This window comes from Rubritalea profundi (assembly GCF_002954445.1).
Classification (GTDB): domain Bacteria; phylum Verrucomicrobiota; class Verrucomicrobiia; order Verrucomicrobiales; family Akkermansiaceae; genus Rubritalea; species Rubritalea profundi.
Genome location: NZ_MQWA01000001.1, coordinates 3418299 through 3442076, shown reverse-complemented (window position 1 = coordinate 3442076; position 23778 = coordinate 3418299). Strand labels below are relative to the sequence as shown.

Here is a 23778-nt window from a genome sequence, read left to right as displayed (position 1 = left end):
AAAATATTCATATTTCACTTCACAAAACTCAGCCACCTTCGATTGCACTATTGCATTTGCTTCCAGCTCCTCAAGTGACTTGCTCGAAAACGTCCTAAACACTATCCAAACCTTTCCAGACTGCTAAGACAAACCCGTAGGTCTACGAAGACGGTCAAGGAGTTTGCATTCTCCGATACTAGCTTTCACCGCTGTATCCAGCACTGCATAATCACTCAAGCTTGACTGTGGTTTTTGATTGTTTCAGAAAGAGGGAACTCAGAGAATACAGTGTGACAGCCAACCAAATGAGGCTGAAGGCTATCATCTGAGTACTATTGATCGACTCGCCGAAGTAGAGCCAACCTATGAGAAATTGCCCGGTAGGGGCAATATACTGAAGCATACCGATGGTGCTTAGCGTGATGCGTTTAGTCGCGGCAGAGAAAAATAAAAGTGGTGCCACTGTGGCCACTCCGGTGAGCGCTATGAGAAGGAGGGTTGCGCTAGAGGCTGGTGTATCGCTGGTGCCTTCGAGTGTCGGAGCAAACCAGAGGAGGTAAACAAAAGCGAATGGAGCGGTGATGATCATTTCAAGAAAGAGCGCTGACATGCCATCACACTTGGTTCTTTTTTTAACCACTGCATAGGTAGCAAAGGTAGAGGCAACTCCAAGAGCACACCATGGAATAGATCCTAGACCCTGAGCTTGCACCACGACTCCTATGAATGCGAAGAAGATTGCTAGCCACTGAAGCCGAGAAATCTCTTCCTTAAGAAAGAAGTAGCCAATGACAATATAGATGAGGGGTAAGAGGTAATACCCTAGCGAAATCTCAATCACGCGACCATTGTTAGTAGCCCATACATAGATCAACCAATTGACTGACAGAAGAGCGCCCGCGGCACCATTCTTGAGCAGCAATGTGGGCTCGTTAAATGTCTTCAAAGTGGAACTGAGTCGCTTCCTGAAAAATAGAATAGGAATCAGCACAATGGCTGAAAAAATGATACGGTAAGCTGTGATCGAACTCGCTGGAACCTCCTGAAGTTGTTCCCAAAAAATAGGTAAACACCCCCAAAGAAGGAAAGCTGCAAGGCCAGAAAGAATGCCGAATGTAGAACGGGTCACAGTGTTAGAGGTATTATTATTGAACTCAGTATTCCGCGCGTTTGCAAGGTTGGTTGAAGCAGGCGAGACGCCTGCGCTACGCTCCAGCGGTTGCCGATCAGATGAGCGGTCGAGAGCGCTGTTGTTGTTGCTATGCTGATACTAACGCTTTCGCCTTCTGCCAATCTTCTTCGGTGAGGCTGCATGGGTCGGCGGCGACCCAATGGCCTGATGCTATCTCGACGAGTTTCATGTCCATTCCTACTGTTTCATCGTAGCGTGGGTGATTGATGCGGTGACCGAAAGCTGAGCCTTTGGGCGGGTCGATCGGTGAGGGCACCTCGCCTTCGAGGCGGATACGATTTTTTTCGTAGCTAGGATCAGCGTGAGGAATAGCGGAGAGTAGCGCCTTGGTGTAGCCGTGACGTGGGCTGTGATAGATCACGTCAGAGTCTGCTAGCTCTACGATCTTCCCAAGATACATGACTGCGACACGATCAGAAATGTGTTTCACTACTGCGAGGTCGTGAGCAATGAAGATGTAGGCCATGTTCAGCTCTTTCTGCAGGTCCACTAAGAGGTTGAGTACTTGTGATTGGACCGACACGTCGAGCGCTGAGACAGGTTCGTCTAACACGAGCATCTTAGGATTCAGCGCGATGGCTCTGGCGACTCCGATACGCTGGCGCTGACCGCCGGAGAATTCGAATGGAAACTTATCTGCGGCGGAGCGAGGCAGGCCTACTTTTTCGAGTAAGTCCTCAACCATGGCATCGCGTTCTTTACGGGTGCCTATCTTTTGAATATCGAGTGGCTCACGCACAATCTGGCGCACAGAGAAACGTGAGTTCAATGACTCGGCGGGGTCTTGGAACATCATCTGAATGTCCTTTCGCAACGGGCGTAGCTTGGCCTGAGACATCCGCGTGATATCGCGCCCCTCTAGATCAATCTGGCCTGCCGTCGGCTCGTAAAGTCGCAGGAGGCATTTCCCCAAAGTAGATTTCCCGCAACCAGACTCACCAACAAGTCCAAGCGTTTCCCCTGGTTTCACTGTGAAGGAGACACCGTCGACAGCCTTGACTGAACCCACCTGTTTCATGGTTATTCCCCCGCGCACAGGGAAGTGCATTTTTAGATCATTTACTTCAAGAAGATCGGACATAGTTTAAGCCATTGCTGGACGTTGGGAGTTACAGGTTGGGCAATTCTCCACCCAATGACCTTTTTCGATTTCGATAAAATTCGGGCGCTCGGTGAGCTGCTCGACTGGGACTGACATACGTTGGCAGAATCGGCAACCTTCTACAAAGTCGGCAATGCCTTCGACTGTACCGGGGATCGTGGAAAGTTCGGACTTGCGTGGAGCATCCAACGACGGGATCGAGTTTAACAACGCCTTGGTGTAGGCGTGTACTGGTTTTTTAAAGATGGTGTGCACGTCGCCACGTTCAACAACGCGACCAGCATACATTACGACCACCTCGTCACAGGTCTCCGCAATGACTCCAAGATCGTGAGTGATCATAATGACCGACATGCCCATTTCCTTTTGCAGCTTGTTGATGAGGTCTAGAATCTCAGCCTGCACAGTCACGTCGAGTGCGGTGGTCGGTTCGTCAGCAATCACTAGGTCTGGCTTACAGGCCAGAGCCATGGCTATCACTACACGTTGGCGCATTCCGCCGGAAAGTTGGTGTGGGTATTCGTTTATGCGCTGATCGGGAGCTGGAATCCCCACGCTATCCAGGACTCGAATAGATTCCTGCCACGCTTCTTTCTTACTCATTTTCGTGTGCAGCAATAGCACTTCAGAAATCTGACGGCCGATCTTGTGCACTGGGTTCAACGCAGTCATCGGTTCCTGGAAGATCACTGAAATCCGTCCTCCCCGGATCTTGTAATACTCCTTATGATCTAGCTGACGAAGGTCACGGCCTTTGAAAACAACCTGTCCCCTTTTGACATGTCCCATGGGCTTTGGCAATAGATCGATAATGGACATTGCGGTGACCGACTTGCCACAGCCTGATTCCCCAACAATACCAACGGTTTTACCCTTCGGCACATCAAAGCTCACTCCATCGACAGCACGCAGCCAACCGTTCTCAGTTTTGAACTCGGTGACGAGATTTTTGATTTCTAAAATATTATCAGACACGTTGGTTAGATTAGTTCTGTTTCACCTTACGTTGCTCCAGCTCATTGAGAGTTGGGATACCTTTGCGGTAGAGGTCGTAAAAATGGTTTTTCTCGGGCAACTTCATTCCCGCTTTTTTAGCTGCGAGTGTCTCCTTTTTTAAATCTTCATCGATCCAGTACAAGTAACTCTCATACGCTAACGAAACCGCTGGAGCATTGAATTCATAGTGCTTAGTCTGCGGCCATTTGAGCCAACGCCAATGGCCCTGCCTTAGATAGCCAGACTTGATCGCAGGAATGAATAGAGCGTCATCGTGTATAAGTTGCTCAGCTTTCCAGGAGTCACGTTGGAGAGCTTCTTCACTAGTCGCCGCACGAATATTCTCTGACAATCTATCCATCTCTGGATTGCTGTATGAGTTCATATTTGTGGTTTGCTTCTTAAGGTTGCCCTTCTCATCATAGGCATTCTTGGAATGAAATGATCCATAGTAGCGTGGAAATGGAGGCTGGACATTCCAACCTAAAAAGGCTGCTTGGTGACGCTTTTCTAACATCTTGGTAAAGGCCACAGAACTGATCTGGCCATCGAGGAGAATCTCGACCCCAGCCTTTTTGGCGCCCTCCTTCAGCTTGTCCATGATTTGATCATAAATAGGAGCGCGCCCCCAAGTGATCTCCAACTGCATTCGTTTGCCAGATTCACTCACCAAATACCCTTCAGAATCACGCTTGGTGTAACCTGCTTTAGTAAAGTACTCTTCAGCTTTACTCACTGAGTACTCACGCGCTTGGATATTCGGGTTACTGAATTTACCGTAACCTTCAGTCCAACTTTGTAAACGCTCCACGTCGCCTCGGAACAACACCGTGTTGACCGTATCGAAGTCCATTGCATGTGATAGGCCTTTTCTCACATTGAGGTTGTCTAGCGGCTTTTTTGCGAGGTTGAGGTACAAGCCACGTGGAGTACGAGGGAAGATGTTATAGAACTGAACTTTCTCGATGTAGCCACCAAAATACTGTGGCACCTCCATCTTTTCATACCAATAGTCAGGGACATTGAGACTGAAGAAATCAATATCTCCGATAAGGAATAGTTCAAAGGCTTTCGATTGATCGGCAATCACCTGATAGTTGATTTTATCTACGTTGTTAGCGTGTTTGTAGTACTTTTTATCCTTCGCCCACCAATCTTTGATCCTTGATTGCGTGAGGCTACGTCCTTTTTTGACATCTTTAGGGAGAATGGTGTAGGCTCCAGTTGTTGGAGGCACGAGCCATTGGTAACGGTCTTTATAGTCAGGACCATACGCCTCATAAAAATGAGGGGCAGAAGGAGATAGGCTCGCATATAATGCTAATCGTGGCTTTGGTTCAGGAAGTGAAATCGAAATAACTGAGTCACCATAAGTTGTGAAATTAGCGAATTGCTCTCTGAAATATTGCTTTTGAAACGGGTTAGAAAGATTGTCTGAGATTCGCACATAGATGTAGAACATGAAGTCTGTGGCTTTCACTTTCACCCCATCATTGTAGGTCGCATCGGGATCTATTCGGTAGAAAACTGTGCGTCCATCTGCACCATACGCCCATTCTTTGGCTAATGCCGGAATCACTTTTTCTGTGATTGGGTGGTAAGCTATCAAACTCATATCAATGAGGTCGTAAAGTTCGCCTCGCAAGCTACCATTAGAATTGGGACCAAAGGGACGCAAAGTTTTTGGAAAACTCAGCATATAGGTGTGTAAGGTTCCTCCCTTCTTAGCTCTAGGGTCTCCAATAATTGGGTTGTCAGCTCCATTCTCCCAAACCAAATCATTAGGAATGTCCTCGTGCTTCTTGAAGTCAAAATACTTACCTAGACTCTGGCGGTAAGTGTACTTTGCGCGCTTTTTAGCAAGGTCTTTGATCTTGCCTTCAATTGACGTTTTTTCTGAATCTGAACCCGCTGAAGCGAGCTCGTCTTGGTGCTTAGCTTCTCGCTTATCGAGCTTTACCTGCTCTTCTAACAACCATTCCGAAATATTCCGGTTATAGTTCTCAACGAAGTCGGGAAAGCCTGACTCACGTTTCACTTGATCCTGCTCTTTGCTACATGACGTCATGCAGACAGCCGCGGCAGAGAGTAGTAGGAGATGGATTAGTTTCCTCATGTAAATAGGCCTATTTGTAAGTTGTGAATTTCTTCGGATCGAACGCATCCCGGACTGCTTCACCAACGAAGGTGACCAGTACAAGTGTGGAAACCAAAGCGGTGAAGGATGATGCTACTAGCCAAGGTTTAGAAAAGTTTGCTAGTCCATCTTTCAACAGGGTTCCCCAAGTTGCGTATTCAGAGGGAAGACCGAATCCTAGGTAGTCTAGAGCAGTAAGAGACATGATGATGCCTGACACGCTGAAGGGAACCAAGGTCACCAAAATCGCCACAGTATTCGGCAAGATGTGAGTGAAGATAATGCGAGGTGTCGACGCTCCAGAAACTCGAGCCGCGGCCACGTAGTCACGCGCCTTTTCTTTCATTGCCGCGGTTCGCATAAGATAGGTCATGCCCATCCATCCAAATGCGATAAGAATCAACAAGATGAGTCCCAACCCACGGTCTTTAGCATCGAGTAGACTACTAAAGATGATCACGACAAAGAGGAATGGAATGGTCGAGAATATCTCAATGATCCGTTGGAAAATGAGGTCAAATGCTCCACCAAAGAAGCCCATCAACAAACCTAAACTCACACCGATGAAATAAATCATTGGGATATAGATCAAGGCCGCCTTGATGTTGATCTGCAATCCACCGTAGAGGTAAGCCACCATGTCGCTGCCCAAAGGAGTTGTTCCTAACAAGTGCTCTTTTCCGGGAGGTGCTGCATGGAAAAACACCTTACAGAGTTTTCCATCGCCAGCTGCGAGAAATTCCTCGCGACTGATTTCTTCGCCAGAGTATGTCTCCGAGTCATCAACTAGGGCACCCTTCTCATAACGTGCCTCATAGACTGGCACGCCTTTTCTATCACGGCCCACGACAAGTCCTTGTTTTACTCCTTTACGGTAATCGTAGATCATGTGACGGCGTTCGGAGTCGCCATCATAAAGAGTAGAGACACTACCATTCATAGCGCTGCCATTGATACCTATCAGCACGCCGGCTTTATCCTCTAACTCCACAAAAGGAACCTTTACTGTGTCCTGTGTAGGGTCGAATGGAACCAGTGGCATCAGCACGGTGTGGTCCCCTAGCTGCTTAACGAGTCTATAGTCGGCCTCAGCTGAGGATTTATCACCCGTCAGCCCGAAATCTTTGCCGTAATACACTGCTCGGCTGAATGCGGGGAAGTACATACCTGCATCTGTTTTCACAAATAGAGCACGCTTGCCGACAACTACTTGGTCGAGCCCTGCGAGAAGGATCATTGCTAGTATAATCCAGAACGAAACGTAGCCGCGGGTATTTGATTTAAACCTATTCAAGCGAACTTTCGTCGACGGCAACATCTCCTTGCCCACAGGGTTTTTGATAAGAAGCAGCACCGCAACAGCAATGCCAACGACACTCATCGCGTAGCCAAACCACACAAATTTCCCCAGGCTCTCCGCGGTACCTATCTCACTCTGGAGCCAGCTCACTTTATGTGAAAGGTCGTACGCCCAACTCATTGTTGGGAGGTGCAACCCGAACACCTCAGCGAGGGCTGCTAGCACGGAGGCTACTAATATAAACCAAGCAACTTTTCTCATAATAAATTTCTTAGTTAGTTAAATTTGATTCGAGGATCGACCATCGCCACGATGATGTCTGACAAGATATTGCCCATAAGCATAAGAAATGCACTGATAGTAAGTGTTCCCATAATCACTGGGATATCCTTATCCATCACCGCTTGGAATTGGAGCATTCCAAAGCCTTGGATATCAAATACACGCTCGATCAACATACTGCCACCGACAAAAAGCGTGATCAGCCCCCCCAGGCCTGTGGCAATAGGGATAAAGGAATTTCGGAAGGCATGACCGATCACAGCCCGGCGGAATGTCACCCCCTTTGACATGGCTGTACGCACATAATCAGCGGACAAATTATCCATTAGATTATTCTTCATCATCATGGTTAGGAAGGCGAAGCCACTGATCACGTAACAGATGACCGGCAACACAGTGTGGTGCGCCAGGTCCTTCATTTGGCCAAACACGCTAAGATCATCAAAGCCTTCGCTGGTTAGACCGAAGATCGGGAACAAGCCCATTTGAGCACCTAGGAAAACTACTAACAACGCACCTAATGCATAGCCAGGAATAGCATAGCCGACAAAAATCATGATCGAGCTCAGGTTATCAAACCACGAACGATGGCTGATGGCTTTAACGACTCCTAGTGGGATACATGTCCCGTAAATGATCAAGGTGGATAGAATTCCAAAATATAAAGCAATCGGTATGCGCGCTAAAACCATCGACCACACAGTGTCTCCGTATTGTTGGGAGCGTCCTAGATCCCCCTGAATCAGACCAGTGAATCGCTTTTTATATGCCACAGCACGATAGTCGTAGACCTCAGTGCAATCACTAACATCCTTCTTCTCTCTGCGTGCCCAGCGCTCAGCTCTATCCGCTGGTGATTCGATACGTAGCGCCCAGCCATCGTCTAGCGGGTCGCTGCCGTCGAGATATTGAAAACTCTTTAAGGAAACTTCACTCCCCTCTTCTCGATTTATCTGCACTTCTACAACTCTGTCTGAGCCTAGTAACACCAGTTTGAGTTGCTTGCTCGTATCGAGATTTTTGTCGACGGTTTCACCACCAAATTCTTTTTTGGAAATCAATGTCTCTTTGGGCATCACCCCTAACCATTGACCATAGGCATGGACGACATTTTTATCGTATCCATATTCTTCCTCAAGGTCCTCAAGGTCCTCTGTCGACAGCTGACCTGACTTATTGTCTGAGCCACCTGAGCCTCCACCATCGTCGCCGCCTGCTACTGCTGCCTGGAGTATACTCTCCATCGGACCACCTGGCGCAAAGCGTGTCACGGTGAAGACAAGCAAAGTGATCCCTATCATGGTTGGTAGCACCAGTAAAAGTCGGCGAATGAAGTAGGCTTTCATGAAATGTAGGTGAGGTTCGCCAGTATAACTGAACGAGCATGCTGGTATGTATGACACCCGTTTAGCGAAGGCAAGAATGCGTTTCCTCAAAATCAATTGATTTTTATTAAAATAATGACTGCAACTCTCAAGGTTTTCAGACAACGTCCCCCTGCCATGCGAAGCATCACCTTCACCCTACTTCTCCTCAGCGGTCTATTGACTCTGACAAGCTGCCAAGACGAAACTCCAATAGAGCGAGCAAATCGTGAAGGTATCCTCTTGATAGGAAACGGTGATGAGCCAAAAGGGATCGACCCACATCTAGTGAGTGGAGTCATTGAGGGAAACATCATCCGCGCAATATTCGAAGGGCTCTGTGTGGATCACCCCGAGAAAAATGCAGAATGCCTCCCCGGTGTCGCGGAAAGCTGGGAATCTAACGAGGACTTCACTCAATGGACATTCAACCTTCGCACCAATGCTCTGTGGTCTGATGGCGTACCGATCACTGCTGAAGACTTCATCTTCTCCTACCATCGAATTCTCTCACCAAACCTCGGAGCTAAGTACGCAGAAATGCTCTATTACCTGAGTAACGCCAAGGAATACAACCAAGACCACAAGGGATACATCTTCTTCAAGGCCGACCCCAAAAGCCCACTCGATTGGCAACTGATTAAAGACTGTAACTTCACAGGCAACGACAAGATCGACATTTCCTCATTTAAAGACACTGCTAAAAATGACTTCTCTTCTCTGAGTTCCGAACAAAAACAACTCTACGTCAACCACAAGGGCCTCAATAGAATCAGCTTAAAACAGCTCAAAACCATCCAAGATGGGTCTATCAAGTTCGATTGGCCGACTTCTGTCACTGCGGCAGAGAGAGAGGTTATCATCGCTCGCCTGATGCAGCACGCCGAGGCGGGTTCACCTGATCTTTGGGATCTCGCTCATGTTGGCGTAACGGCGAAGACCCCGCTCACCCTCGTTATCAACCTCCGAGGCCCGATTCCTTTCTTACCAGAAATCACCAAGCACTACACTTGGTTCCCTGTGCCCAAGCATACAATACTCAAGTTCGGAACCATCGATACGCCAAACACAGGTTGGACACGGGTAGGAAATATCGTTTCTAACGGCGCTTTCGTACTCAACAGTTGGCGCTTCAACCACCACATCGAAGCGCTGAAGAACCCTAATTACTGGGACTCTAGCACAGTAAAACTTAATGGTATTCGCTATCTCCCTGTGAAGAACGCCTACACTGAAGCTCGTATGTTTTACGACAGCCAATTGCACAAGACCTACACCCTCCCCCCAGAGATGATCATTCACTCAAGAAAGGTTAGACCTGAAGCTCTCAGACAAGAACCGTATGTTGGCGTCTACTTTCTCCGTCTTAACACCACAAGAAAACCTCTGGAAAATCAAAAAGTGAGACTGGCCCTTTCAGCAGCTATCGATAGACGGCTTATCATAGACAACCTGCTACAGGGCGGCCAAACACCGGCCCATGGGCTGGTCCCTCAGACTGAGGAATACACGACTCCAAAGGTGATACACTTCGACGCAACTGAAGCGCAGAAACTTATGGCCGAAGCTGGATTCCCCAATGGTGAAGGGTTCACCACCGACCTCAAAATCCTAACAACACCAAAAGAAACCTCTATCCGTATGGCTGAAGCTCTCCAAGCAATGTGGAAACAACACCTCGGAATCAATGTCCGTATCGAACAACGCGAGTGGGGCACATTCCTTACAGCCCAGCAAGAGCTTGATTACGATATCGCTGTCGGTGGCTGGATTGGCGACTTCCTCGACCCCACTACTTTCCTCGATATGTGGAGTAAAGGTAACGGTAACAACAACACTGGATGGAGCAGTACCGAGTTCGAAGAGAAGCTCAACCTAGCGGAACAAAATGCTGATCCTAGTGAACGTCTTGAAATCCTAAAAGAAGCTGAAGCCATCATCCTAAATGAGCGCCCGATTTTACCACTGTACTGGTATACTACTAGCTACCTCCTTCATCCCTCAGTCAAAGGCTGGAATCCACTCTTGCTAGACAACCATCCATTCAAGTTCGTTGAGCTTGAGTCTAACTAATTTCTCATTTCCCACTTCATCTCATGTTTCGTCTAATTATTAGTCGCGTCCTGCAAGCCTTTGCAGTCGTATTTTTCCTCTTCACCCTAACCTTCTTTGCTATCCGAGCCATCCCTGGTGACCCATTATCCACCGATGACAAAAGCATGCCTGAGCATGTGAAGGAAAAGATAGAAGAATACTACGGGCTAGATAAACCGCTGATTGTCCAATACGGACGTTATGTAAAAAATGTTCTCATGGGTGACCTTGGGCTATCGACCTCTAAGCCCGGCCGCACAGTCAACGAGATCATTGTCCAGTCTCTACCTGCTTCATTACTCGTAGGTATTGGCGGCATCACAGTCGCTGTATTGCTAGGCATTCCAATGGGAGTCATAGCTGCCCTTAGAAAAAATTCATGGATTGACTACTCATCTATGGCTGTGGCCATGATCGGCATCTGTATCCCAACTTTCGTATTAGGCCCACTCCTTCAGCTATGGGTCGCTAGTAAAACTGACTGGATAAACGTTGCCGGGTGGGACACCGCCGCAGACATTTTACTTCCATCTCTCACTCTCGGCGTTGGATCTGCAGCCTACCTCGCACGCCTTACTCGCGGTGGAATGCTTGAAATTCTATCTCAAGATTACATCCGCACAGCAAAGGCCAAAGGCGTGCCAATGCTTCCAATCATTGTAAAACACACCCTCCGTGGAGCAATGATGCCTGCGGTAACATTTCTCGGACCCGCATTCGCTGCTATCATCTCAGGCTCCTTTATTGTTGAAACAATCTTCCAAGTTCCAGGAATGGGCCAACACTTCGTCAATGCCGTCACCAGCAAGGATTACGCACTGCTTCAAGGGCTCGTCATATTCTACGGATTCTTGATGGCTGGCGCCAACCTGCTCGTCGACATCGCTCTGCTTCTTCTCAACCCACGTCTTCGTGACGCTACCTAATTCTGACCATGGCAACAAATTCTCAACCTATAGAAGGAAGCTCGCTCTGGAATGATGCGTGGATTCGTCTTTCAAAAAACAAGCTCTCTATTGTTAGCCTCTGGACAGTGGTCTTCATTGTTCTCGCTTGCTTCATTGGCCCCTTCATATATGGAGTCGATCCCAATAGTGGTGAGTTACCCAACAAGCTGCTCCCACCTAGCATGGAATACCCACTAGGTACCGACCAGATTGGTCGCGACCTGCTTGCTCGGATTCTCTACGGCGGTCAGATTTCATTATTAGTCGCCTTCGCCGCGACGGCTATCTCAGTCACCATAGGTATCGCTTATGGTGCCATCTCTGGCTATGTGGGTGGTAAAATAGATAATACCATGATGCGTATTGTCGACGGACTACTCGCGCTACCATTCCTCATCATTGTGATTCTCTTCCGCGAAGTCATCAGCGGCCACATTGAAACTGTGGGTAAATACCTCACGGAAGTGCAAGGATGGAACCGCGACTTTGTTCTGCGTTACCAGAACATCATCCCACTCTTCATCGCGATTGGAGCATCGGGCTGGCTTACAATGAGCCGAATTGTCCGTACTCAAACAGCTTCACTTAGCCAGTTAGAGTATGTTGAGGCTGCACGTTCACTAGGACTCAGCCACACACGCATCCTATTCCAGCACATCATCCCTAACACTCTGGGACCAATCATCATTTTCACCACTCTGACAATCCCTAGCTTCATCCTCTATGAGGCGGCACTCTCATTTCTAGGACTAGGAATCGAGCCACCTAACAGCTCATGGGGCAAACTCATTCAAGAGGGAGCCAACTACCTGGAGACAAACTTCACCGTACTCCTCTTCCCCGCACTGGTGTTCTCTATCACGCTCTTCGCCTTCAACTTCCTTGGCGACGGCCTGCGAGATGCATTAGACCCAAAGGCATCGAAAGATTAAATCGTAGTCTAGACGGTCCGCCAAACCATTCGCCTCTCAGCCCAAGTGTTGCCGATAAAAAGTAGTTAGGGTAGAAATGTGTCTCGTTAGCACAATGCTGACGGTGTCGTCGAAGGGCGCAAGACCACCTGCACAGACACAACTCCTTCAGAGTTGATTCTCTCGTCTGTATTCCAAACTAGGGTAGGCTCCACCAACCCTAGGCTTAGCTACGAAACCCCGTTGGGGCAAGCACACACCCAATCTGTTAGATTCTATAGCCCTTCCTGAACTCTGAACTCTGAACTCTGAACTCTGAACTCTGAACTCTGAACTCTGAACTCTGAACTCTGAACTCTGAACTCTGAAATTCTTACTTCGCAGCAGCTTGCAGCTTGTGAAGGCGCTCTAGCGCGGCACCTGAATCGATGAGTTTGCGTGCCTTTTGGACACCGTCAGCGATATCATCAGCGAGACCAGCACAGGCTAGACCCGCGGCAGCATTGAGGAGGACCATCTCACGCTTTGCTCCAGTCTCTTTGCCTGAAAGTATATCAAAGAGGATTTGTGCATTCTCATCAGCTTCGCCACCTTCGAGCTCTGACTCATCGCAGACCGTAAGACCAAAGTCTACTGGCTTCACTGTCTCATGGCTGAGATTTTGGTTACTGCCAGATTTAAAGACTTCAGTCGATCCCATCAGACTCATTTCATCGACTGGCCGACCGTCGGCGGTATTGCCATTGACGATCCAGGCACTCTCTCGGCCCAGTCGTTGAAGGATTTCAGAGAATACTGGGCCAAGTGCTGGATTACAAACCCCTATCAATTGGCATTGAGGACGAACGGGATTGAGCAGCGGCCCGATCAAATTGAAAATTGTGCGGATCCCTTCTTTGGCGAGCTCTGCGCGAACTGGCCCAACAGCCTTGAAAGCCGGGTGATACATTTGCGCGAAAAGGAAGCCCACTCCCGCTTCGTCGAGGCATTTACGGAAAGTCTCCGGTGATATATCCAGACGGATACCTAGTGCTTCTAACACATCCGCCCCTCCACTCTTTGAAGTGATGCCACGGTTACCGTGCTTGACGACGGTTGCCCCACCAGCAGCGATCACAAACATGCTAGTGGTCGAGACATTAAAGAGGTTGAGCTTGTCGCCACCGGTACCGCAGACATCAATCGTTGGACCGTCAAAAGTCATTCCAGTCGTACCGGGATCAAGCGCGCGTTCGAGGAAGGCCTCCACGAATCCAGCGATCTCGGCAGGAGTCTCCCCCTTTGCTGACAAGCCTTTAAGGAAGCTTATCTTTTTCTCAATAGAAGCATTTTCATCTAATAAGAATTCAGCCGCAGTAACGATTTGATCCGCTGCGAGCTCTTGCCCCGATTGTACACATTTGATTAGCGCGTCCATGTTAAAATCAAGCTAACAGCCGATTCTAAAAGTAAAAGAAAAAGCCCGCAGCAATTACGCCACGGGCTTTTGAAAATGTCATCTCAAAGCGAGACTATACGATTTCACTCACTGGAAGGTTAGCCACTTCCTCGCGGATCTTTTCAGCGAGTGGAGTCGAGAGGTATCGCTCAGTGCTAGAGCAACCGATGGTTACGATATTCTTGCCCTTAGCTTCAGGACGCTTAGCAAGCTGAATAGCAGCCCATACGTTAGCTCCTGTAGAGATGCCAGCAGGCAGGCCTTCTAGCTGAGCGAGCTTCTGAGCAGTCTCGAATGCGTTTTCGTTCGTCACAGTGATTGTGCCGTCGATGATCTCCATATTGAGGTTACCTGGGATAAATCCAGCACCAATGCCCTGGATCTTGTGAGGACCTGGAGAACCACCACCGATAACTGGGGAGTTCTCAGGCTCTACTGCGATCGCTTGGAAACTAGGCTTACGATCCTTGATCACTTCAGCAACGCCAGTGATAGTGCCCCCTGTGCCAACACCTGACACAAGGAAGTCAACGTCGCCGTCGAGTGCGCTCCAGATCTCTTCCGCAGTAGTCTCGCGGTGAGCCTGTGGGTTTGCTGGATTATCGAACTGTGATGGACCGAATGCTGTTGGGTCTTCTTCAAGAAGTTGCTTTGCCTTTGCTATCGCTCCACCCATGCCTTTAGCGGCTGGAGTAAGAACGATCTCAGCACCGAGCATACGAAGAAGTACACGGCGCTCAATGGACATCGACTCAGGCATTGTAAGAACACAACGGTAGCCCTTAGCGCGTGATACAAATGCGAGAGCGATTCCTGTGTTACCAGAAGTTGGCTCGATAATTGTGCCACCCGGCTTGAGTGAACCATCCTTCTCAGCAGCTTCGATCATCGACTTACCGATACGGTCTTTGACGCTGAAGAGCGGGTTGAAAAATTCACCTTTCACGTAGATCTCAGCATCGAGACCTTCAGTGATTTTGTTGAGCTTGATGAGCGGAGTGTTGCCGACTGTGTCGACCATGTTTTGAGCTAGGATTCCCATAGTATTGTTTGTTTAAAATTGATTCGTATTTGAGCAGGCAGACTTTCCCATCCGAACTACCGTTTGACCAGACGGAAATTTGAGAAATTTAGCGCCATCCAAATTTACTGTACACTACAAGGACAAGATCACTTTTAGGGCGTCACCTAACTCTGAAAGCTGGGCTTGCTCCAAGTTATCCAAGCGAGATTTTAAGCGATGCTTCGAGACTGCTCTCACTTGATCCACCACGGCCATTACCTGCTTCTTCTTACAAGTCACAGGGATCGTAATCGGCGGATGGGCTTTGGCTGCGGTCGAAAGAGGCACGACGATTACTGTCTGCCTGTGTTGATTCAATGTATTGTGACTCATCACCACGCACGGACGGGTTTTGCGAATTTCAGAGCCCTGTGTAGGGTCTAGACTGACCCACCATATCTCACCACGTTTGATAGGCTTCATTCTGAGATTTCATCTTCGAATGCTTGCCATTCTTCTACTTCAACATTGAGCTTGGCATCTGCATTCGCATTGATACAAGCTGCAGCCAAGGCACCTTCTAGCTTTGATAACTCTTTCAGCAACAGCTCTGTCACAAGCTTTGAGCGTTTACGAGCAGGAACCGAAGCTTGGAAGCGTCGCGCCACATCGTCTGGGATGGATAATGTCACTCTCATACACACACTGTATGACTTATGACTTACGCTGTCAAATAGCTATAGTAGTACCTCTTTATGGACGTGATGCCTTTTAGAAATTTGATTATTCAATAGAAAGAGGCTGGAAGCCTCTTCTGCGTTTAGATCTGGAAGTCGCTGTTGCCGTTGTCGAGGTGGATGCCGCACTCGTACTTTTGGCCGCCGTAGCGGGTATCTTCAGCAGTCATTCCTTCAGTCGCTGGAATGGTGGAATGGTGGTCACCCATCGTGATATAGCCCTCAACTTCGAGCGGGTGGCGTGGGAGGTCGTGCATGTGGTAATACACATTCACCTGCGCATCAGCCCAGTCGAGGATTGGGTACGCTTTGATCGTCTCGCTTTGTTGCTCAGCAAATGCCCGGTCTTTACGTGTGCTTGATTGCGCGCGGCGGAGACCACTGATCCAGATATCTGCACCGATCTCTTTGATCGCACGATCCAGTGGCTCAACCTTGTTAATCAAACCATACTTAGTGTTCCCCTCTTCTCCCTGCTCCCAGAGCTTTCCGTGGAGAGCCTCTTGCCGCGCTGCTGTTAGCTTCGGATTGTAGATACGTAGATCCACCTCAAAGCGCTGTTGCAGCGTTTCGAGGTACTTGTAGGTCTCAGGGAAAAGATAGCCGGTATCCACAAAGGCGATCGGCATCTTCGGTGCATTTTCACTGATCAGATGAAGCATCACAGCTGCTTGCAAACCAAAGCTGGTGCTCGCCATTACGCGGTCCCCATAGGTTTCATATAGCCACTTGATGCGCTCGCCCGCTTTTTTAGCACCAAGCTCAGCAGCAATAATTTCTGCATCTGTTAGTTTCTGTTCTGCTGCACTCATAATAGTGATGTCTTTTTCCTGATAATCTCCCATCCAGATCTTTTTTTGACAGAATTTACAAAATTAAAGGAATTTACGAAGAGGCTTCGGGCAAAGCCTCTACTAAAAAATCTGTTTAATCTGTGAAATCTGCGCTTAAAAACTCCTTAAGAAGGAATGGCTTCCGGCTTGATGTTCTTGTGGAAATCCAAGCCATTGACTGTTGCTTCGACGTAGCCGGCACGGATAACGAAGTCACCGAAGCGCTCGCCGTCTTGGCGGTTCTTCGCGTAATCTTCGATGAGAGGTTTAAGGATCTCTTTCGCGTCCACACCGAGGATGTCTTGCCGGTAGAGCTTGTTGAGACGTTGACCAGCGTGACCACCACCGAGGTAGAGGTTGTAACGGCCAGGGCCGCGGCCAACGAAAGCGATTTCTGAGAGGAATGGACGACCACAGCCGTTCGGGCAACCAGTCATACGAATGGTGATAGCGTCGTGGCGGAGACCACATTCTTCTACTACTTCCTCGAGCTCAGTAACGAGCACTGGGAGGTAACGCTCAGCTTCTGCTAGTGCGAGACCACAGGTTGGAAGTGACACACAAGCGATCGAGTAGAGACGAAGCGCTGAACGCTCGTGGCTCTTAAGGATATTGTACTTCTCAAGAATCACTTCGATCTCAGCCTTCTGATCATTCGGGATATTAGAAATTGCTAGGTTCTGGTTTGCTGTGAGGCGGAATTCACCTTTGAGCACTTTCGCAATTTCACGAAGGCCGGTCTTCACTGGAAATGCTGGGGAATCAACCACGCGACCACCTTCGATGAAGAGGTTGAGGTGCCAGTTACCAGTCTCGTCTTGATGCCAACCGAAGTTGTCACCATTGGTTGTGAATTCGTAAGGACGCACAGGAGCGATCTCGTAGCCTAGGTACTCGTTGAGAGTTTGAACGAACCACTCAGTGCTACGGCTATCGATGGTGTACTTGAGACGTGATTGCTTACGGTCACAACGGTTACCGTTGTCACGCTGCACAAGAAGAACTTTCTCAGCCACATCAACCACCTGCTCTGGAGTACAGAAACCGATGATATCAGCGAGACGTGGGTAGGTATTCTCAACACCGTGAGTCATGCCCATGCCACCACCAACAGCGATGTTGTAACCAACGATCTTCTCGTCTTCTACAATAGCGATGAATGAGAGGTCGTTGGCGTGGATGTCACAGTCGTTTGACGGTGGGATCACGATAGCGATTTTGAACTTACGTGGGAGGTATGTCTTACCGTAGATTGGCTCGACTACCTCTTCAGATGAAATGACTTTTTCCTGATCGAGGAAGATCTCGTGGTACGCGCCGCCTTGTGGAAGGAGGTGCTCTGAAATCTCTGTAGCGAGCTTTATTGTGTCAGCGTGCAGTGCGCTAAGGTGAGGATTTGGGTTCACCATCACGTTGCGGTTCACGTCACCACATGCTGCGATACAGTCGAGCGCCACTTTGTCCATTTCCTGAACAGTGCGCTTGAGCTGGGACTTGATCACACCGTGCAGCTGGAATGCCTGACGGGTGGTAAGTTTGAGCGTATTGTTGGCAAAGTTCTCCGAGATCCAGTCCATGTGGAGCCACTGCTTAGGAGAAACCACACCACCTGGAAGGCGGACACGCATGAGGAAGCTGTATGCTTTCTCGAGCTTGTGCTTGCGGCGGTTTGCGCGGAGGTCGCGGTCGTCTTGAACGTAGCAACCGTGGAACTTGACCATCTGGCCGGAGCCTTCAGTGATGCCACCAGTAGATGTGTCAGCGAGTTCCTCAGCAAGCGTTCCACGAAGATAGTTAGATTCTATCTTGAGGTACTCGTTTGCTGATAATTTCTTTTCTTCACTCATGTTAGTAAAATTTAAGATTGGTAAGTTTTTGATTAATAAACGTCACGCTGGTAGCGCTTGTCTTTTTTAAGTGCGTCAATGTATGCCGCTGCATCATCTGCTGACTTGCCACCGTGCTTAGCAACGATGTCGATAAGTGCTGTGTTCACGTCCTTGGCCATGCGCTCGGCATCACCACAGACGTAGAAGTAAGCACCCGCTTCGAGCCACTTGTAAATTTCTTCACCTTGTTCGTGCATCTTGTTCTGCACGTAGACCTTCTCTGGCTGGTCGCGAGAGAACGCAACATCGAGCTTTGTCAGAGCACCGGACTTAAGGTGGTCCTGAAGTTCGAGCTGGTAGAGGAAGTCGTAGGTGTAGCGTTGGTCTCCGAAGAACAACCATGTGTCACCTTTGGCAGATGTTTCGCCGCGCTCTTCGATGAAGGCACGGAATGGAGCGATTCCAGTTCCAGGTCCAACCATGATGACTGGTTTGTCAGTGTCTACAGGTAGACGGAAGTTCTTGTTTTTGTGAACGTAGACCTGAACCTTCTCACCAGACTTCGCTTCGTCTGCGATGTAGCAGGAGGCAACTCCCTTGCGCGCTTTGCCGTGGCCTTCGTAACGCACTGCAGCAACAGTAAGGTGCACTTCACCTGGGTGCGCTTTAGGGCTAGATGCGATAGAGTAAAGACGAGGAGGAAGCTTGCGAAGAACGCTCACCAATGCCTGAGCACCGAGCTTCTGCACTGGAAATAGCTCTAGAAGATCTACAACCTCTCGGCCCCATGACCAGTTCTTGAATTCTGATTTATTTTTATCGCTGACGATTTCGCCAAGTTCATCGCTCTTGGATAGAGCAAAATATTTCTTAGCCACTGCTCGGGAAAGCCCAGTGATATCGAGCTTGTAAGTGAGCGCCTCTTTAAGGTCGCACATGTCTTCGCCTTTTACTTCTACTTGCTCAGTACCACTGAGGCCAGATGCTGCGAGGAATGCAGTAACTACGCCGTCGGAGTTTACAGGAACCACTGCGAGTGCATCACCAGCCTCGTAACCGAGGCCTGAGCCTTCGAGATCGAGCTCTAGGTGAATGGTCTCTTTAGCGGAGCCTTCGCCGTTGATGAGTTGGTTATCGAGAACTTCCGCTGGGAATGGATTCTTGCGACCGTACTCTACTGTTGGAGCGAAACCTTCAAGGTCGATTGCTGGTGCAGCTGCTGAAGCGGTTGTTCCGAGTGCCGCGAAAAGTGACTCTTTCCAAGTGCCGTATGCATCGTCAAAGTCAACATCGCAGTCGACACGATCAGCAATACGCTCAGCACCGAGTGCGGCGAGGCGTGTGTCAAAGTCTTTACCGGTCTGGCAGAATTTATCATAGGAAGTGTCACCTAGGGCGAGAACAGAGAACTTGAGCCCCTTAAGATCGAGATCTGCAGTCATGAATTCTTTGTGGAAAGACACTGCTCCTTCTGGTGGTTCACCATCGCCCCAAGTGGAAACGATGAGAGCCACATGCTCAAACTTCAAAATGTCCTTCACTGAAATGTCAGCGAGGTTTTTCATGGCAACTTTGAAGCCTTTTTTCTTCGCCTCTTTAGCGACTTTATCCGCTAAAGATTCGCAGTTACCAGACTCTGTACCGTAAAGCACAGTCAATGGTTTAGAAGCTGCAGCGGGTGCTGCAACTGCGCCACCCTGCGAAGCAGCTAAGAAGCCACTGAGCCAAGCTTTTTGCTCGGGTGTCAAAGTAGGAATTAACGCACTAATTATAGTGCGCTGATTCGGGTCAAAAGGAGCGTGTGATGGGATCATAATTCTTACGAAATTTCCAATACATTACAAAGTTGCTAAGTATTGTTATGTTAAAAGATGCGACAGTAAACACTCGGAAATCTGAACGCGCAAGCTCTTTTCGAAGAAAGATTTCCCTAAATAAAATGAAGTAAATTCTAGCTGTACGCGCCGTTATGACTACCTGTGCTCAGAGGGTCTACAGCCAACCCACTTAGCAAAGACATTAGAAAAATGGAAAGCAGAGTCATAGCCAACAGCCTTAGCGACAACTTCGATCTTATCACTACCACTAGAAAGCAAATGACTGGCTCTCTGCATCCGTAAAAACGTGAGGTGCTGCATTGGGCTCCGCCCCAGTTGCTTCTGACAAAGCCGCCTCAGATGTTCCTCGCTGAGCTTGGCATCGTGCGCCAAGCCGTGGAGCGACCAATCATCCCCAAGGTGCTTCTCCACTTTATGCCATAACTTCCACAGCCGATCATCCTTCTGGTGTGGCTGCGCGAAACTCAACACGTAGTGCTGAATCAACTCAACCCACAAATGCGTGGCCGCCGGTGAGAGCTCCGCCTGACACTCTGCTATCAACCCCAGAATAGAAGAAGCTAGCGGCTCACCGTTGAAGTCACCACTCACCGGGGAAACCTCCGAGACGATCGGCTTGCATGCTTTTGATTCTATATAACGCACCCAGCAAAACTTCCAATCTTGTCCATCGACCACTTTAAGGGAATTGGCGACAAAGGGCGGCAGCAAACACGCTTGGCCAGCCTTCACCTTTTTCCACCTACCATCAGCTAGCACAATACCTTCCCCCTCAAGGCTGGCCAACATGAACGTCCCCGACTGATGCGCTCGTGACACGGAAAAGCCCTCTTTCGCATGCATCACCGCCGCGTGTAAAATGTTGTGTTTTGCCAAGACCGCACAGACTGGAGCATCACCCAACCACTCACGGTCATCGATCTCAGTAGATCGCACAACTTTAAGCTTAGATTCGTTGCCGAATATTCTAGAATTTCCGGTAATATTTTTAAGTGATTTCATAGTCTGTAACTCTTAAAATAAAGCCATCCCCTCAACGTGATGCAACATAAGTTCAAGCTAACGCCCCTCAACAAACGACGCTATAGAAAAATGAAACCGCAGCGCCATGTTAGGATAATCCTTACCACATAACACCCTCTCTTCATACTGAAACACCTACAAACAATGTGGATTTCAAGTATGTCATTGTGGATAACTTTTTCTTTCCCTCAGTTGATACTCCTTTAGTCTAGCCACTCACCAACAAACTAAGTTTCATGCCAAATCCATACACGGGGATCGGAAACCCATACACTCGCACAGAAGTCCTCGAACGACTTAACAACACACTTTCTAGAGGAGAATCTATTATCGTCGCTGGCGCAGGCTGCGGAATCTCTGCCAAGTTCATCGAAAAAGGTGGCGCCGACATGATCATCATCTACGCCTCTGGCCGCTTCCGCATGGCGGGTGCTGGCTCTATCGCCGGCATGATGGCCTATGGTGATGCCAACGCGATTGCGATGGACATCGGCGAATACGAAGTCCTGCCAGTCGTCAACGAAATCCCAGTAATTTGCGGCGTCCACGCCTCCGACCCACGCCGCCGCATGTGGCACTGGCTCGAGCAAGTCAAAGCCATGGGGTTCTCAGGCATCAATAACTTTCCAACCCACACCATCATCGACGGTCAATTCGGCCAGTCGCTGGAGGAAACTAACATGGGAGTTCAGAAAGAAATCGATACTGTAGCTCTTGCTCGTAAAATGGATATTTTCACGATCACCTACGTGGCAACTCCTGAAGAAGCACAAAAAATGGCCGCAGCCGGAGCTGACGCTGTCATTGCCCATGTCGGCTGCACTGTTGGTGGATCTATTGGAGTGAGCGATGCTTCTATCGGACTCGACCAAGCAGCTGAAGCCACGCAAGCCATTTGCGAAGCGGCGCATTCTGTACGCAAAGACGTCATGGTGCTCTCCCACGGCGGCCCCATTCTCACCCCATCTGACGCAGCTTATATCAACGAACGCACTGACACAGTCGGCTTTGTTGGTGCCTCCAGCATCGAACGGATGGCGGTGGAGCAATCTATCACTGACCTCACTCGTGAGTTCAAAGCTATTCCCGTCAAGCGCATCAAATAAACCCTCGTAAAAGAGTGCTTCCAGCCTCTTTTCAGCATCCATCACCAAAACTATGATAAGACATTTAGGAGGATTCAAATTTAAGGATGAAACCACACCAGAGCAGATCCGGTATTGTTTCTCAGAGCTCAGAGCCATGGTCGGCCAGCTGCCCGGACTTCTCAAAATCGAACATGGCCCACACAAATCAGACGAAGGTCTCGATGAAGGTCTCGAACACGTTTTCTGCATGACATTCGACTCGTTTGAATCTCGCGACGCCTACCTTCCTCACCCGATCCACATGGAACGCGTCGAGCTCTTTGGACTCTACCTCGAGCGTGCTATCGTTTTAGACTTTGAACCAACACCTGAGTGTACAGCTGCGCTCTAAAAATAATTTTCATTAGCTGATACTTTACTAAATCCCATGAACATCGCCGTAGTAGGAACCCTCGACTCTAAAGGTCACGAACATACTTTCGTCGCAGCACAAATCAAAGCCAATGGTCACACACCCATTCTCATCGATTTGGGCACTGGCGCTGAGCCTCAAGTCACTCCTGATTTCTCACGCTTTGAGGTTGCTGCTGCAAACAACACTGACCTCCAAGCTCTGATTGATCGGCAAGACCGTGGCGAGTGCGTCGTGGCTATGTCAAAGGCCGCCCCACTCTTCGTTTCCAAACTGGCCGAAGAAGGGGAAATCGACGGCATTATTTCACTCGGCGGTGGCGGCGGAACAGCACTAGGAACCGCAGCTATGCGCGCCCTCCCAATTGGTTTTCCTAAGGTGATGGTCTCCACTCTCGCCAGTGGCAACACCGCTCACTATGTCGGCACCAAGGACATTGTGATGATCCCATCCATCGTCGATGTAGCCGGACTCAATCGCATTTCTAAAACCATCTTCAGCCAGGCTGCGGGTGCCATCTGCGGAATGGTCACTTCCAAGGTCGACAGCTCTGGCTCCAAGCCACTCATCGTCGCCAGCATGTTCGGCAACACCACGGAATGCATCAATCATGCGAGTAAAATCCTCGAAGACGCGGGCTACGAGGTCCTCATCTTCCACGCCACAGGCATGGGTGGAAAATCCATGGAAAGCCTCATCGAAAGCGGTATGGTTGCTGGGGTATTAGATATCACCACCACCGAATGGGCTGACGAGTTGTTAGGAGCCACTCTGACCGCAGGCCCCACACGGATGGACGCTATGACTAAAGCGCGAGTTCCCGCAGTCGTCGCCCCTGGTTGCCTCGACATGGCAAATTATGGTGAATTAGATACGCTGCCTGAAAAATTCAAGAACCGCACAATCTACGTTCACAACCCACAGGTCACGCTGCTTCGCACTAACGCAGAAGAATGTGCGCAACTTGGAAAAATTATCGCTGAGAAAGCCAATGCAAACCCAGCTCCTACAGCCATCCTCAACCCGCTCAAAACCGTCAGTATCATTTCAGCGAAAGGTCAACCGTTCTACGATGCTGAGGCCGACAAAGCACTGTTCGATGCCATTCACGCCACTGCTCAGGTGGAAGTCATTGACTACGATGAAGAAATCAACAGCCCGATCTTCGCCGAGGCCGCTGCCCGCAAATTACTAGAACTCATAGAACAGGCCTAATCACTCCCTCATTCCAATCAGCAACATGTGGATAACACATATTCGAATGTTGATA

General features: G+C 49.1%; 20 protein-coding genes. 6 read left to right on the top strand and 14 right to left on the bottom strand.

Annotated features, from left to right (window positions below):
• Positions 1-211: 211 nt before the first annotated feature.
• From rarD to BSZ32_RS15120, 6 genes are all read right to left on the bottom strand, one after another.
• Positions 212-1111, bottom strand: coding sequence for an EamA family transporter RarD (gene rarD, locus BSZ32_RS15145; RefSeq protein WP_165788881.1), 900 nt, complete (start codon positions 1109-1111; stop codon positions 212-214).
• 130 nt (positions 1112-1241) lie between these two features.
• Positions 1242-2255 (bottom strand): ABC transporter ATP-binding protein, encoded by a 1014-nt coding sequence (locus BSZ32_RS15140; protein WP_105044193.1) that lies wholly within the window; start codon positions 2253-2255, stop codon positions 1242-1244.
• Positions 2256-2258: 3 nt separating this feature from the next.
• Positions 2259-3251 carry an ABC transporter ATP-binding protein gene (locus tag BSZ32_RS15135; RefSeq protein ID WP_105044192.1) on the bottom strand — a complete coding sequence of 331 codons (993 nt, stop codon included), beginning with the start codon at positions 3249-3251 and terminating at the stop codon, positions 2259-2261.
• 10 nt (positions 3252-3261) lie between these two features.
• Entirely contained in the window at positions 3262-5388 is a 2127-nt protein-coding gene (locus tag BSZ32_RS15130) for an ABC transporter substrate-binding protein (protein ID WP_165788880.1), read from the bottom strand.
• Positions 5389-5398: 10 nt separating this feature from the next.
• The gene (locus BSZ32_RS15125) at positions 5399-6970 is read right to left on the bottom strand and encodes an ABC transporter permease subunit (RefSeq protein WP_105044190.1); all 1572 of its coding nucleotides are present in this window, start codon (positions 6968-6970) and stop codon (positions 5399-5401) included.
• 14 nt (positions 6971-6984) lie between these two features.
• Complete coding sequence (locus BSZ32_RS15120) at positions 6985-8337, bottom strand: ABC transporter permease subunit (protein WP_105044189.1); 1353 nt, start codon at positions 8335-8337, stop codon at positions 6985-6987.
• 114 nt (positions 8338-8451) lie between these two features.
• Between BSZ32_RS15120 and BSZ32_RS15115 the strand changes: the two genes are divergently transcribed.
• Genes BSZ32_RS15115 through BSZ32_RS15105 form a run of 3 tightly spaced genes read left to right on the top strand, consistent with a single transcriptional unit; the run spans position 8452 to position 12328 of the window.
• Entirely contained in the window at positions 8452-10428 is a 1977-nt protein-coding gene (locus BSZ32_RS15115; RefSeq protein WP_105044188.1) for a peptide ABC transporter substrate-binding protein, read from the top strand.
• Between the two features lie 23 nt (positions 10429-10451).
• Complete coding sequence (locus BSZ32_RS15110) at positions 10452-11375, top strand: ABC transporter permease (protein WP_105044187.1); 924 nt, start codon at positions 10452-10454, stop codon at positions 11373-11375.
• A gap of 8 nt (positions 11376-11383) precedes the next feature.
• Positions 11384-12328 carry an ABC transporter permease gene (locus BSZ32_RS15105; RefSeq protein WP_105044186.1) on the top strand — a complete coding sequence of 315 codons (945 nt, stop codon included), beginning with the start codon at positions 11384-11386 and terminating at the stop codon, positions 12326-12328.
• 352 nt (positions 12329-12680) lie between these two features.
• On the opposite strand, the gene trpD is transcribed toward BSZ32_RS15105, so the two are convergent.
• The 8 genes from trpD to BSZ32_RS15065 form a co-directional block, all read right to left on the bottom strand.
• Positions 12681-13724, bottom strand: a complete 1044-nt coding sequence (gene trpD, locus BSZ32_RS15100; protein ID WP_105044185.1) for an anthranilate phosphoribosyltransferase — start codon at positions 13722-13724, stop codon at positions 12681-12683.
• Positions 13725-13818: 94 nt separating this feature from the next.
• Positions 13819-14787, bottom strand: a complete 969-nt coding sequence (gene cysK, locus BSZ32_RS15095; protein ID WP_105044184.1) for a cysteine synthase A — start codon at positions 14785-14787, stop codon at positions 13819-13821.
• A 114-nt stretch (positions 14788-14901) separates the two neighbouring features.
• On the bottom strand, positions 14902-15231 hold the full coding sequence (locus BSZ32_RS15090) for a type II toxin-antitoxin system PemK/MazF family toxin (protein WP_206018877.1): 330 nt from the start codon (positions 15229-15231) through the stop codon (positions 14902-14904).
• The gene (locus tag BSZ32_RS15085; RefSeq protein WP_105044183.1) at positions 15228-15446 is read right to left on the bottom strand and encodes a hypothetical protein; all 219 of its coding nucleotides are present in this window, start codon (positions 15444-15446) and stop codon (positions 15228-15230) included. Before BSZ32_RS15085 ends, BSZ32_RS15090 begins: the two co-directional genes overlap by 4 nt.
• Positions 15447-15568: 122 nt before the next feature.
• Entirely contained in the window at positions 15569-16297 is a 729-nt protein-coding gene (locus BSZ32_RS15080; RefSeq protein WP_105044872.1) for a phosphoadenylyl-sulfate reductase, read from the bottom strand.
• Positions 16298-16443: 146 nt separating this feature from the next.
• Positions 16444-18165 carry an NADPH-dependent assimilatory sulfite reductase hemoprotein subunit gene (locus tag BSZ32_RS15075; RefSeq protein WP_105044182.1) on the bottom strand — a complete coding sequence of 574 codons (1722 nt, stop codon included), beginning with the start codon at positions 18163-18165 and terminating at the stop codon, positions 16444-16446.
• Positions 18166-18197: 32 nt separating this feature from the next.
• Positions 18198-19961: an assimilatory sulfite reductase (NADPH) flavoprotein subunit gene (locus BSZ32_RS15070; protein ID WP_105044181.1), complete on the bottom strand. Its 1764-nt coding sequence runs from the start codon at positions 19959-19961 to the stop codon at positions 18198-18200.
• 159 nt (positions 19962-20120) lie between these two features.
• Positions 20121-20987 (bottom strand): AraC family transcriptional regulator, encoded by an 867-nt coding sequence (locus tag BSZ32_RS15065; RefSeq protein ID WP_105044180.1) that lies wholly within the window; start codon positions 20985-20987, stop codon positions 20121-20123.
• 257 nt (positions 20988-21244) lie between these two features.
• On the opposite strand from BSZ32_RS15065, the gene BSZ32_RS15060 reads away from it, so the two are divergent.
• From BSZ32_RS15060 to BSZ32_RS15050, 3 genes are read left to right on the top strand one after another with little or no spacing between them, the layout of a single operon-like run.
• Positions 21245-22114, top strand: coding sequence for a phosphoenolpyruvate hydrolase family protein (locus BSZ32_RS15060; protein ID WP_105044179.1), 870 nt, complete (start codon positions 21245-21247; stop codon positions 22112-22114).
• 52 nt (positions 22115-22166) lie between these two features.
• The gene (locus tag BSZ32_RS15055) at positions 22167-22487 is read left to right on the top strand and encodes a Dabb family protein (RefSeq protein ID WP_105044178.1); all 321 of its coding nucleotides are present in this window, start codon (positions 22167-22169) and stop codon (positions 22485-22487) included.
• Between the two features lie 36 nt (positions 22488-22523).
• Complete coding sequence (locus BSZ32_RS15050; RefSeq protein ID WP_105044177.1) at positions 22524-23723, top strand: Tm-1-like ATP-binding domain-containing protein; 1200 nt, start codon at positions 22524-22526, stop codon at positions 23721-23723.
• Positions 23724-23778: the final 55 nt, after the last annotated feature.

Excerpts from the sequence above, each read along its gene's own strand:
- BSZ32_RS15090 (WP_206018877.1), bottom strand. The coding sequence starts at position 15,231 with ATGAAGCCTATCAAACGTGGTGAGATATGGTGGGTCAGTCTAGACCCT.
- BSZ32_RS15140 (WP_105044193.1), bottom strand. The coding sequence starts at position 2,255 with ATGTCCGATCTTCTTGAAGTAAATGATCTAAAAATGCACTTCCCTGTG.
- BSZ32_RS15055 (WP_105044178.1), top strand. The coding sequence starts at position 22,167 with ATGATAAGACATTTAGGAGGATTCAAATTTAAGGATGAAACCACACCA.
- BSZ32_RS15115 (WP_105044188.1), top strand. The coding sequence starts at position 8,452 with ATGACTGCAACTCTCAAGGTTTTCAGACAACGTCCCCCTGCCATGCGA.
- BSZ32_RS15050 (WP_105044177.1), top strand. The coding sequence starts at position 22,524 with ATGAACATCGCCGTAGTAGGAACCCTCGACTCTAAAGGTCACGAACAT.
- trpD (WP_105044185.1), bottom strand. The coding sequence starts at position 13,724 with ATGGACGCGCTAATCAAATGTGTACAATCGGGGCAAGAGCTCGCAGCG.
- BSZ32_RS15075 (WP_105044182.1), bottom strand. The coding sequence starts at position 18,165 with ATGAGTGAAGAAAAGAAATTATCAGCAAACGAGTACCTCAAGATAGAA.
- BSZ32_RS15130 (WP_165788880.1), bottom strand. The coding sequence starts at position 5,388 with ATGAGGAAACTAATCCATCTCCTACTACTCTCTGCCGCGGCTGTCTGC.
- BSZ32_RS15060 (WP_105044179.1), top strand. The coding sequence starts at position 21,245 with ATGCCAAATCCATACACGGGGATCGGAAACCCATACACTCGCACAGAA.
- BSZ32_RS15120 (WP_105044189.1), bottom strand. The coding sequence starts at position 8,337 with ATGAAAGCCTACTTCATTCGCCGACTTTTACTGGTGCTACCAACCATG.
- BSZ32_RS15065 (WP_105044180.1), bottom strand. The coding sequence starts at position 20,987 with ATGAAATCACTTAAAAATATTACCGGAAATTCTAGAATATTCGGCAAC.
- BSZ32_RS15070 (WP_105044181.1), bottom strand. The coding sequence starts at position 19,961 with ATGATCCCATCACACGCTCCTTTTGACCCGAATCAGCGCACTATAATT.
- BSZ32_RS15085 (WP_105044183.1), bottom strand. The coding sequence starts at position 15,446 with ATGAGAGTGACATTATCCATCCCAGACGATGTGGCGCGACGCTTCCAA.
- cysK (WP_105044184.1), bottom strand. The coding sequence starts at position 14,787 with ATGGGAATCCTAGCTCAAAACATGGTCGACACAGTCGGCAACACTCCG.
- BSZ32_RS15125 (WP_105044190.1), bottom strand. The coding sequence starts at position 6,970 with ATGAGAAAAGTTGCTTGGTTTATATTAGTAGCCTCCGTGCTAGCAGCC.
- BSZ32_RS15105 (WP_105044186.1), top strand. The coding sequence starts at position 11,384 with ATGGCAACAAATTCTCAACCTATAGAAGGAAGCTCGCTCTGGAATGAT.
- BSZ32_RS15110 (WP_105044187.1), top strand. The coding sequence starts at position 10,452 with ATGTTTCGTCTAATTATTAGTCGCGTCCTGCAAGCCTTTGCAGTCGTA.
- BSZ32_RS15080 (WP_105044872.1), bottom strand. The coding sequence starts at position 16,297 with ATGAGTGCAGCAGAACAGAAACTAACAGATGCAGAAATTATTGCTGCT.